Annotated in this window: 10 protein-coding genes; 3 read left to right on the plus strand and 7 right to left on the minus strand. The window is 68.3% G+C overall.

What is annotated here, in order from left to right:
• The first annotated feature begins 173 nt into the window (after positions 1 to 173).
• The gene (locus C5B96_RS17100) at positions 174 to 674 is read left to right on the plus strand and encodes a hypothetical protein (RefSeq protein ID WP_146078114.1); all 501 of its coding nucleotides are present in this window, start codon (positions 174 to 176) and stop codon (positions 672 to 674) included.
• Between the two features lie 59 nt (positions 675 to 733).
• On the opposite strand, the gene C5B96_RS07810 is transcribed toward C5B96_RS17100, so the two are convergent.
• The 4 genes from C5B96_RS07810 to C5B96_RS07825 form a co-directional block, all read right to left on the minus strand.
• A complete protein-coding gene (locus C5B96_RS07810) occupies positions 734 to 2,416 on the minus strand; it encodes a stealth family protein (RefSeq protein ID WP_104244612.1) in 1,683 nt (560 codons plus the stop codon).
• Positions 2,413 to 4,551: a DEAD/DEAH box helicase gene (locus tag C5B96_RS07815; protein WP_104244614.1), complete on the minus strand. Its 2,139-nt coding sequence runs from the start codon at positions 4,549 to 4,551 to the stop codon at positions 2,413 to 2,415. The genes C5B96_RS07810 and C5B96_RS07815 overlap by 4 nt, the downstream gene beginning before the upstream one ends.
• 165 nt (positions 4,552 to 4,716) lie before the next feature.
• Positions 4,717 to 5,070 carry a DUF6804 family protein gene (locus C5B96_RS07820; protein ID WP_233189072.1) on the minus strand — a complete coding sequence of 118 codons (354 nt, stop codon included), beginning with the start codon at positions 5,068 to 5,070 and terminating at the stop codon, positions 4,717 to 4,719.
• Positions 5,067 to 5,558 (minus strand): heme-degrading domain-containing protein, encoded by a 492-nt coding sequence (locus C5B96_RS07825; RefSeq protein WP_104244618.1) that lies wholly within the window; start codon positions 5,556 to 5,558, stop codon positions 5,067 to 5,069. The genes C5B96_RS07820 and C5B96_RS07825 overlap by 4 nt, the downstream gene beginning before the upstream one ends.
• Before the next feature lie 71 nt (positions 5,559 to 5,629).
• Between C5B96_RS07825 and C5B96_RS07830 the strand changes: the two genes are divergently transcribed.
• Both C5B96_RS07830 and C5B96_RS07835 read left to right on the plus strand, forming a co-directional pair.
• The gene (locus C5B96_RS07830; RefSeq protein ID WP_104244620.1) at positions 5,630 to 6,547 is read left to right on the plus strand and encodes a pseudouridine-5'-phosphate glycosidase; all 918 of its coding nucleotides are present in this window, start codon (positions 5,630 to 5,632) and stop codon (positions 6,545 to 6,547) included.
• Positions 6,540 to 7,580: a carbohydrate kinase family protein gene (locus C5B96_RS07835; protein ID WP_104244622.1), complete on the plus strand. Its 1,041-nt coding sequence runs from the start codon at positions 6,540 to 6,542 to the stop codon at positions 7,578 to 7,580. The genes C5B96_RS07830 and C5B96_RS07835 overlap by 8 nt, the downstream gene beginning before the upstream one ends.
• Positions 7,581 to 7,646: 66 nt before the next feature.
• Here the strand turns inward: C5B96_RS07835 and C5B96_RS07840 are convergent, their stop codons facing one another.
• From C5B96_RS07840 to C5B96_RS17810, 3 genes are all read right to left on the minus strand, one after another.
• Positions 7,647 to 8,222, minus strand: a complete 576-nt coding sequence (locus C5B96_RS07840) for a GDSL-type esterase/lipase family protein (protein ID WP_104244624.1) — start codon at positions 8,220 to 8,222, stop codon at positions 7,647 to 7,649.
• Positions 8,223 to 8,312: 90 nt separating this feature from the next.
• Entirely contained in the window at positions 8,313 to 9,896 is a 1,584-nt protein-coding gene (locus C5B96_RS07845) for an SDR family oxidoreductase (protein ID WP_233189073.1), read from the minus strand.
• A 403-nt stretch (positions 9,897 to 10,299) separates the two neighbouring features.
• On the minus strand, positions 10,300 to 10,493 hold a 194-nt coding region (locus C5B96_RS17810; RefSeq protein WP_233189074.1), incomplete at its 5' end, for a hypothetical protein.

Here is a 10,493-nt window from a genome sequence, read left to right on the forward strand (position 1 = left end):
GGCAGTTTCGCTGGATTCATTAAGCCAGTGGGAGGAGGTTCTTGATATTGGTTGAGCGTGGGTGTTAGCGGGCAGCGCGGACGCTCGACCAATATCAAGATCTTCTTCGATCTGACGTAATGAATGCAGCGAAACTGCGTCTCTCCTTATGAACAACTACGGGAGGACCATTCATGTTCACATTCGCTTCACGTCGCACCACCACCATCGCCGCTGCCGCCGCGTTCGCCCTCACTGCTGGCATGGCCATGGGCGGAGCATCTTCGGCATCGGCCGATCCGGCCCCCACCCTTACGGGAACCTTTACAACAACGACTTTCACCGCAGCCGAGCAACTTGTCTCACCCGGTCAGGACATCTTCATCGAAACGATTGTCTCGGTCGCCAGCTGGAGCGAAACACCGAACCAGCTCTCAGGGTTTGTCACATGCCAGGGCGGCACCCGGACCGAGCTCTTCTTCACGCGGTATTCCACAGGCAGCGCGCTCACGGGGTACGGCTGGCTCCCTGCATCGAACAGTGGCAAGTCCTGCTCGATGACCGTGCTGGACAGCGCACCAGGGAAGAAGGTGTACTTTCCGGCGAACGGAATCGCCCAGCAGTACAACTGGAGCGGACCTCGTATGACTATTGACTCGCAGACAGTCACGAGAAGCAGCAACGGCGGTCTGTGACGCCAAGACGATAGTTGAGGCTCGCCTGTATCGCCAGGCGAGCCTCTACTCGTTTCGGGCTAGCTCGCGTCTTCGAGACGCGACGACGCGACCGCGGCGCGCTCGGTCTCCCAGGGGGCCGGGAACGGGAAGTACTGCTCGAGGAAGCTCTGCACCGCTGCGGTGCGCTCCGCGGCATCCACCTCGGGGTAGCTGCCGTCGTTCAGGCAGAAGAAGTCGTACGAGCGCTTGCGCAGCAGGTCTGGCAGCAGGCCGAGCTCCGAGCGCGATGTTGTGTCGACGTACCTGACGCGCGCCGCCTCCTGCACCACCGCCTGCCCGGTCATCAGGGCGTAGTAGTGGTAGAACGAGTTGGTCACCGAGATGTCGGTGCTCGAGCGGAAGCGGCTGGCCGCCGTGCGACGGAAGTCCTCGGGGAACTCCGCCTCGAGCTCCTCGAGCACGCTCTTGCGGAGGGGCGCCGCCGCGTGCTCGAGGTGCCGCGTGATGATGCGGCCGAACTTCTCCCAGAGCAGCCGGCGGTTGACCCGCGCGGCGTTCTCGAATCCGCTCCGGGCGAGGTCGTTCTCGCCCAGCCCGATGCGGGTCTGCGCCTCGATGAACTTCGTGACCCCGCCGGGCGAGAAGAACATGCTCGGCTGCACGGGGCGCCCGAAGAACATGTCGTCGTTCGAGTACAGGAAGTACTCGCTGATGCCCGGGATGCGGTGCAGCTGGCTCTCGACGGCCTGCGAGTTGTGGGTGGGCAGCACGCTGGGGTCGGCGAAGAACTCCTCGCTCCGCACGAAGGTGACCCGTGGATGCTCGGCCAGCCACGCCGGCTTCGGGGAGTCCGTCGCCACGAAGATGCGCCTGACCCAGGGCGCGAACAGGTACACCGACCGGAGCGCATACTTCAGCTCGTCGATCTGGCGGTACCGGGCATCCGAATCGTCGCCGTCGCCGGTGACGTAGCCCTTGCCCTGCGCGCGCCGCCGGCGCTGGTAGTCGATGTCGTTGCCGTCGACCCAGGAGAAGACCATGTCGATGTCGAAGACCACGTCGGTGGCCTGCACGTCGAACATGCCCCTGAGGGTGTTCCAGGTCTCGCCGTAGAGTTCGACGGTCGAGGGGATCGCCTCCGAGCGCGGCAGGATCTGCCGGGTGAGCGAGTTCTCGACCGGGCAGATGATGTTCTCGTCGTCGAAGCTCCAGAGCTGCAGCTCGATGCCGATCGACGACCCGTAGGTGAGGCCGCCGATGGGCTCGACCCGGGGCCGGTAGAGGCGGAAGATGCGCGCCTTGCGGCTCTCGGAGAGGGTACCGCTGCTCACCAGCAGGGGCGGGCGCTTCTTGCCCGTCGCGGTCTTGGAGTACATGGGCTCGTCGAGGCACGCGGCAGCGAGGGCGCGTTCCAGCTTGCGCTTCACGGCGGCGTTCACGGCGATCACGGGGCGCTCGTCGTTCCCTCGGATCAGCAGGAAGTCGATCCCCGCGCCAACGAGCGCATTCCTGATGAACAGCAGGTCTTCGACCATCGCCTCGTGCGGCGTCTGCGTCGTGTTGATGAGGGCGAGCAGGCCCTTCCGCACCGACACATCCGGCCGCCCGTGGCTCTTCGGCCAGGAACGCGGTGCGCCCAGGTGACCGGATGCCCGGTTGAACAGTTCCTCGGGCGCCTCCGGTTCGAGGCTGTTCTCCAGGGCGACGTTGTGGGTCGCCGCGCTGCCGGTCGAGGCGCCTGCCGCGGTGCTGCCGATCATGAGAGCGCCTTCTCGAGCAGGCTCACCAGGGCCTCGAGCTGCACGCTGTCACCCGAACCGATCTCGGCATCCGAGCCGTCGAGCGCGCGCGCTGCGAGGCCCTGTTTGCTGTCGATCAGCTCCGCGATCTTGGAGTCGATGGTCTGCGCGGCGATGATGCGCCACGCCGTGACGGGCTCGGCCTGGCCGATGCGGTGCACGCGGTCGATGGCCTGGGTCTGCTCCGCAGCCGTCCACGAGAGCTCGGCGAGAACGACGTTCGAGGCGGCCTGGAGGTTCAGCCCGACTCCGGCGGCGCTCAGCGAGCAGACGGCGACCGCGACATCCGGATCGGTGTTGAAGCCGTCGATCTGGGTCTGCCGGAAGGCGGCGCTCTGGTCGCCCCGGATGGAGACGGTGCGGAGCCCGGCCTTGGCGAGGGCCTCCTCGGCCTGGTCCATCACGTCGATGTGCTTGGCGAAGAACACCACCTTACCCACCGACCGCGCGAGCTGGGCCGCGTAGTCGGCGGCGAGGCCGGCCTTGGCCTGGCCGATCTTCCGCACCATGGTGAAGACGTTCTCGCCTGTCGACGAGGCCTTCGACTCCTCGAGCTCGGCCTTCGCGACCAGGCGCATGAGCTCCGGGTTCGGGCCGTCGCTGGTGTCGTATCCCGACCCCATCGCGCCGGCCGCCGAGCGACGGTAGCGCGTGACGAGACGTTTGCCGAGTTCGGCCTCGGCCTGGCGGATGGAACGCCCGAGGTCGTCGTCGAGCTCGACCGGCAGGTCGACGACGCGCTTGGCCGGCAGGTCGGCCGCGACATCCACCTTCTTGCGGCGAACGATGCCCATGTCGATCACGGCCTCGCGGGCCTCGGCGAAGAAGCCGAAGTCGGCGGGGGTCAGCCCGGTGTCTTCGAGCTTGGCCATGAGGGCGGGGGTCGGCTTGTCACCGTCGATCCAGCCGAGGTACTGCCAGATCGCGCGGAAATCGTCGACGTCGTTGATGAGCGGGGTTCCGGTGAGCGCCATCATGAGCGGCTCGCCGCCGGGCGCGAAGCGGCGGATGCGCTCGGCCAGGGCGAGCACGTTCTTCGAGCGCTGCGACTGCATGTTCTTGATGAAGTGCGCCTCGTCGACGACCATTCCCTTGAAACCGAGGGTGCCGAGCCAGGCCAGGTGACGGTCGAGAACATCGTAGTTGACGATGACCACGTCGGCGAAGGCGTCGAGGTTCGCGCCGTCGCCCTGGATGACCGTCGCACGACGATGCGGGGTCCAGATCTCGACCTCGCGGGCCCAGTTCATCTTGACGACGTTCGGCACGACGGCCAGCAGCGGGTAGGAGTCGGAGACGGATGCGGCCAGCAGCGACTGCGCGGTCTTGCCGAGACCGGGTTCGTCTGCCAGCAGGAAGGAGCGGTGCCCGGCGGCGACGGCGGCGATGAAGCGCGCCTGGTGGTGCATGAGCTCGTGGCCGGGGGGCGAGATGCGGTCGATCTTCGGCGCTTCGGGCAGCTGCATGCTGGCGACCGTGCCGCCCGAGCCGTACTCGAAGGCACGGTAGAGCGGGCCGAGCAGTTCCCAGCTGGTGAGTCGCCCGCGGCTGGCGGGCTTGCTGGCCGCGGCCGCGCTGAAGTCGGGGGCGAGGAAGGGGTTCGCGAGCTGCCGGGCCTTGACCGACTGCGGCATGACCTGCTTCTCGGCGGCTCCGGGCGAGAACGGGAAGCCCGTCGCGAAGGGCGAGACGACCGCGGCCTCCTGCGGCTCCTCCTCGTGCTCGACCTCGATGCCGGCATCCATCAGGTACTCGCGGCGCAGCCGCTGGGCGACGGGCGAGACCGCTGCGTCGCTCTCGAGCAGGGTGATCAGCGAGGTGTCGCGCGCGGCGGTCTGGGCGAGGATTCCCGCGATGCCGTCGAGGCGTTTCAGCTGCTCTGCGCGTTCGCCGTCACTCAGCTCGGTGTCGCTCTTGATGCGGGCGCGTTCCTCGCGCATCAGAAGTGCGACCACGAGGAACTTGGTGCGGTTCGAGGGCACGACCTTGCCACGCTGGGCGGCAGATTCGACCTCGCGCACCTTGCGCGCGAGGATCGGGATGAGGCCGGTGTTGTCGACCGTGCGGGTGGACCGGCGAACGCCTGATCGTGACATGCTCCTCCTGTGGAGTGGGGCGACGACGACCCTCAGACCCTGCTGAAGCTCCGGCATTCGCGAACCTGCACCGGAAGTCAGACCACAAGCAGTCGTGTTTTCAGAAACAACTGCGGGCTTCCCGGTGCTCGCCCCATTCTACCGCATGCAGGCACCCGCTCGCCGCTACTGGTCTTTCGACACGGGGATCTTGATCAGCAGCCCGGCCGCGACGAAGACGATGGCGGCCGCCAGGTGCAGCGCGTACCAGACGGGCGGGGCGAAATCGAGCGGCAGCACAGGGTTCCAGACGATCGCGATGGGTACGAGGCCGATGATCCACCACCACTGCTTGGCCTGGTAGGCGAAGACGCAGATGATGAGGGCCAGGATCGCGATCGCGTAGCGCAGCAGGGTGAACCAGCCGCTGTCGATCACCGCGACGGCAGCGAGGAGCACGACCGCACCGAGCAGCCCGGGCGCCAGGGCCGTGCGGGCGAAGGTGGGGTACCGCGACTGTTCGGTGCGCTTGGTGCTCACTGCTGGCCCTTCAGCCATTCGAGGGCGTCGAGCACGAGTTCGTGGTCGTCGGCCTGCGCCAGGCCGGAGACCCCGACGATGCCGATCATCGAGCCGCGCACGAAGAGCGGTACGGCTCCGCCGTGGGCCGCGAAGAGGTCGAGATCGAGCCGGGAGGACTGCTCGAACGTGGTGCCCCGCGACCGGAACAGCGTTCCGACCACGAACGACGATTCGCCCCAGCGGCGCACGACGCGGAACTTGCGCTCGAGCCACGCATCATTGTCGGCGGAGGCCCCGGGCATCCCGGCGTGGAAGACCCGCTGGTCGCCGAAGACGATGGAGACGGCGATGGGCAGGTCGCGTTCGATCGCCTGGTCTCGCAGGTGCGAACCGAGGGAGAACGCGTCGTCGTGGTCGAACGAGTCGAACTGGATGGCGCGTTCGCGGCGTCGCAGCTCTTCGAGCCGTGCGGACTCGTCGAGAATGGCAGAATCGCTGTTGGGCATAGCCTCAGCCTAGAACCCCTGCCTGATCTCTCATCCCTGATTCGCGCCCGCCGACCGGAAAGTCCCACCCGATGACCCAGCCCTTCCTGATCTCCGATGCCGTCTCCGCTGCCCTCGCCGACGGCCGGCCCGTCGTCGCACTCGAGTCGACCATCATCTCGCACGGCCTCCCCCGGCCCCGCAACCTGGAGGCCGCGAAGGAGTTCGAGGAGATCCTGCTCTCGGTCGGCGTGACGCCTGCCACGATCGCGGTGCTCGACGGCATCCCGCGCATTGGGCTCGACGCCGACGGAGTCTCGCGCATCGCGAACGAAGACATGGTGAAGGCGAGCGTTCGCGACCTGCCGATCCTCGCGGCCAAGGGCATCAGCGGCGCCACCACCGTGGCGGCGACCGCCTACCTCGCGGGCCGCGCCGGTGCGCGGGTCTTCGCGACCGGCGGCCTCGGCGGCGTGCATCGCGGCGCCAGCGCGACGTTCGACGAGTCGGCCGACCTCAGTTCGCTCGCCCTCGCGGGTGTGACCGTGGTCGCCGCCGGCGTGAAGAGCGTGCTCGACATCGCCGGCACGCTCGAACGCCTCGAGACCCTGAGCGTTCCCGTGGTCGGCTACCGCACCACCAACTTCCCGAGCTTCTGGCTCACCGAGTCGGGCGAGCAGATCGACTGGTCGGTCGACTCCCCCGCCGAGATCGCCCGGGTCATGCAGAGCCAGGACGACCTCGGCCACGGCCAGGGCATCATCGTGGCGAACCCGCTGCCGCCCGAGCTGCAGTGGGAGCCGGCTGAGCACGACAGCGTGCTTCTCGAGGCGCTGGCCGAGGCCGACGCGCAGGGCATCCGCGGCAAGGCCGTCACGCCGTTCCTGCTCTCCTACATCGTGGGGGCGTCGGGCGGCCGGAGCCTCGAAGTGAACCTCGACATCGCGCGGAACAACGTGCGGCTGGCCGGCGAGATCGCGGGCGCGTGGAGCTCGCTCAGCCATGGCTGACTCTGGTGGGGTTGCCGCCCGGCCTGGCGTGGCCGACGCCGCCCGGCCCGGCCACGCGGCCCACCTGCACGTGCGGGTCGTGATCGTCGGCGACGTGTTCGACGACATCATCGTGACCCCGTCGGCGGGCATCCGCAGCGACACCGACACGCTCGCGAGCATCGAGCGCCGCGCGGGGGGCTCTGCGGCGAACACCGCAGCCTGGCTCGGCTCGCTCGGCACCCTCGTCGATTTCGTCGGACGCACGAACATCGCCGACACTGCCAGGCACGAGAACCTGTTGCGCGATGCGGGCGTCACCCCGCACCTGGCCGGCGAGCTGACGCTGCCGACCGGCACGATCGTCGTGATCGTCGAGGGCGACGACACGCGCACCATGCTCACCGAGAAGGGCGCGAACGTCGACACCTCGCCCTCCGATGTGACAGACGCGCTGCTGACGGTCGCCACGCACCTGCACTTCACGGGATACACACTGTTCAGCGGGCAGCCCGTCGAGGGGTTCGCCGACCTCATCCGCCGGGCGAAGGCGCACGGGGTGACGGTGTCGGTCGATCCGGGGTCGTCGGGGTTCATCGTCGATCACGGGCCGGCGGCGTTCCTCGAGGCCGTGGCGGGTACCGACATCCTCTTCCCCAACCTCGACGAGGGGCGCGCGCTCACCGGGCTCGTCGAACCGACAGCGATCATGGATGCCCTGACCGGGCATTTCGCTGTCGTCGCCCTGACCCTGGGTCGGAGGGGGGCCCTCATCGGAACGGGCTCCGGATCACACTCTCTGCGCATACCGGTCACCTGCGTGCCCGCGGAGCCCCGCGACACCACGGGCGCCGGCGATGCGTTCGACGCCGGATTTCTCTCCGGGCTGTTCGCCGGGCTCACCGCAGCCGATCGACCGCTGTCGTTCGGGGCTTCGGAGCTCAGCGAGCGACTCCAGCGGGCCGGCGAGACGGGCGTGGCGACGGCTTCCCGGGCGATCGGCATCGTCGGGGCGCGGCCGCCGGGGTTCGCGCCGCACCACCCCGCGCACTAGCGGCGGGGTCGCCGAACGGCGGCTGGCGGCATCCAGAACCGTCTGCAGCGGCGCCACGCGAGACGGCTACTGGCCCCGGCGCAGTTCGGGCAGGCGGATCGGCCTGCTCTTCGGCGGCAACCCGTGCACCCGCTCGAGGGCGGGCTCGAGCTCGGAGAGCCACGCCTCGTAACCGTCTTCATTCAGGTGCAGGCGATCGCTCGTGTAGGCCGGATTGAGTTCCCCGTCGTCGAGCGCGAGGGCGGGCCAGAGGTCGAGGTAGTGGGTTCGCACCGACGAGGCGAACTGCCAGATGTGCCGGTTGATGTCGCGGATCCGGTCGGCGTATTCGTGACCCCGTGGCATGACCGACTGCAGCAGCATTTCGGCATCCGGGAGCTCGTTCCTCAGCTTCACGAGAATCGTCTCGATGTTCTGCACAACGTGCTCGACCGACTTGCGTTTCGCGAGGTCGTTCGCGCCGATCAGCAGCACGACCGTTCCCGGGTCGAGCGCGGTCACGTCGCCGAGTCGAGCCTTCACATCGTCGGTGGTGTCGCCGGCGACCCCCAGGTTGTGCACGGTGTAGTCGCCGAAATGTATCTGCCAGTCGGCTCCGGCCGTCAGGCTGTCGCCGAGAAAGACCAGGGTGCGATTCTGCATAAGCGCCTCCGATGGATCAGTTACGCGAACCCTCATTGTGTCGCGGGGGGCTGCAAAGCTCCAGCCCCCTCCTCATCTGTCGCAGAGCCGTCAGGCGACCTCTTCGGCCGTGTCGGCCTTGTCGGCGGGCGCCTTCGTCGTCGGTCCCGGATGCTCGTTCTTCCGTTCGGCCTCCTTCACCGCCGTCTCGGTGATGCGGTTGGCCATGCCCGGGAAGATGAACCCGTGGAACGGCAGGATCGAGTACCAGTAGAGTCGGCCGCCGAGCCCCTTCGGGAAGAACACGGCACGTTGGGTGTACCGCGAGCCGCCGCCCTCACGCGGCGCCGCCGTCATCTCGAGCCACGCCCTGCCGGGCACCTTCATCTCGGCGCGCAGGCGCAGGAAGCTGCCGCGCTTGATCTGCTCGACCCGCCAGAAGTCGAGGGCGTCACCCGTGTGCAGGTGGTCGGGGTTGCGGCGGCCCCGGCGAAGGCCCACACCGCCGACGAACTTGTCCATCCAGCCCCGGGCGACCCAGGCGATCGGGAACGAGTACCAGCCGTTGTCGCCGCCGATGCCCTCGATGACCCGCCAGAGGTCGCCCGGCTTGGCATCCGTGTCACGGACCTGCAGGTCGGTGTACACCGTGTGCCCCGCCCAGTCGGGGTCGCTCGGGATGTTGTCGCTCGGCGCGCCCTGCACGACACTGTCCTGCCAGCTCGTCTCGACCTGCCCGTCGCGCATCTTGCCGAGGGCCAGGCGCACCGCCCGCCGGTAGCCGGTGAGGCCGCCGGCCGGATCGGGGATGTACGCCTTGATGTCGTTCTCGGTGGCCACGCATTCGAACTGCAGCGATTCGATGATCGGCACCGCGAGGTTGCGCGGGATGGGCGAGACCAGGTTCACCCACTGCGACGCCAGCCACGGCGTGAACACCGGGAGCGACGCGATCGGGCGCTGGTGGAGGCCGGCCTCGACCGCGTACCCGTTCATCATCTGGCCGTAGCGCAGCACGTCGGGGCCGCCGATGTCGAACGTGCGGTTGAGGATGTCGGGCACCTCGGCCGCGGCGATCAGGTAGTGCAGAACGTCGCGCACCGCGATTGGCTGGATGCGGTTGCGCACCCACTTCGGGGCGGGCATGTACGGCAGCACCTCGGTGAGGTGGCGGATCATCTCGAAGCTCGTCGAACCGGAACCGATGATCACGCCGGCCTGCAGCGCCATCGTCGGGACGCCTGACTGCATCAGCACGCTGCCGACGGCGGCGCGGGAACGCAGGTGCTGCGAGAGGTTCGTGCCCTGCGGGTGCAGACCGCCGAGGTACACAATGCGCTTGACGTCGGCCTTCAGCGCGAGCTGCGCGACATTGCGGGCCGACGTGAGCTCGGTTCCGTCGAAGCTGCCCTTGCCACCCATGGAGTGCACCAGGTAGTAGAGCACGTCGACGCCGGCGAACACATCGTGCTCCTCCATCGACGCGCGGTCGCTGAGGTCACCCTGCACGATCTCGACCTGGTCGGTCCACGGCACGTCGCTGAGCTTCTGGGGCGAGCGCACGAGCACCCGCACCTTCCACCCCGCCTCGAGCAGCCGGGGCACCAGCCGGCCCCCGATGTACCCCGTCGCACCGGTCACGAGGGCGGTTCGTTCAGCGGATTCGGGCTCGGAGGTCACGCTCTCATCAGTCACCCCCTCAGGGTACGCCGCTCCCCCGCCCTCCGTTCGCAGCCCGCGCTCGGGGTTGGCTGTGCAACCCTGCGGAGTCGCGTCTGGATCGGGTGCTACCTAGGGCGCCGGGGTGCTGCAGGCCGGGTTGTGGGTGCTGTCGACTGGGTTGTGGGTACTGCCTGCTGGGTTGTTGGTACTGCCTGCTGGGTTGTGGGTACTGCCTGCTGGGCTGCGGGCGCTGCTGGCTGGGCTGTGGGTCTGGAAACCCGTCGCGCCCTTCGACTGCCGCGCCCTTCGGGCTTGCCGACAAAGGCGTGGTGCGGATGCGCAGGTGCCTCGTCGATGGTTGCGCTGGCCAGCGGGTCTTGCTTTCAGCATGGCTGGCCGGATGGCTGATTCGCGCGGGACGCGGACGAAGCAACCGCTATCCGGTGTCGGTGTCGGTGTCGGTGTCGGCTTCCGCTTCTGGCTCGTGCTGGGTCGGAGCTTGGGGTGCTGCCGGGTGATTCTTTCGGGGTCGCTGGTGGTCGGAGGGGGGTTCCGCGATTCGGCGCGGGTTCGGCGTGCGGGGCGGGTTCGGCGTGCGCAGTGGGTCGGAGGCATGGGGTGGGTTTGGGG

The sequence above is a fragment of the Subtercola sp. Z020 genome (assembly GCF_002931235.1).
Lineage (GTDB): Bacteria > Actinomycetota > Actinomycetes > Actinomycetales > Microbacteriaceae > Subtercola.

What these genes read in the sequence shown, in the direction of transcription:
- C5B96_RS17100 (WP_146078114.1), top strand. Translation starts at nt 174, where the DNA reads ATGTTCACATTCGCTTCACGTCGCACCACCACCATCGCCGCTGCCGCC.
- C5B96_RS07810 (WP_104244612.1), bottom strand. Translation starts at nt 2,416, where the DNA reads ATGATCGGCAGCACCGCGGCAGGCGCCTCGACCGGCAGCGCGGCGACC.
- C5B96_RS07815 (WP_104244614.1), bottom strand. Translation starts at nt 4,551, where the DNA reads ATGTCACGATCAGGCGTTCGCCGGTCCACCCGCACGGTCGACAACACC.
- C5B96_RS07825 (WP_104244618.1), bottom strand. Translation starts at nt 5,558, where the DNA reads ATGCCCAACAGCGATTCTGCCATTCTCGACGAGTCCGCACGGCTCGAA.
- C5B96_RS07830 (WP_104244620.1), top strand. Translation starts at nt 5,630, where the DNA reads ATGACCCAGCCCTTCCTGATCTCCGATGCCGTCTCCGCTGCCCTCGCC.
- C5B96_RS07835 (WP_104244622.1), top strand. Translation starts at nt 6,540, where the DNA reads ATGGCTGACTCTGGTGGGGTTGCCGCCCGGCCTGGCGTGGCCGACGCC.
- C5B96_RS07840 (WP_104244624.1), bottom strand. Translation starts at nt 8,222, where the DNA reads ATGCAGAATCGCACCCTGGTCTTTCTCGGCGACAGCCTGACGGCCGGA.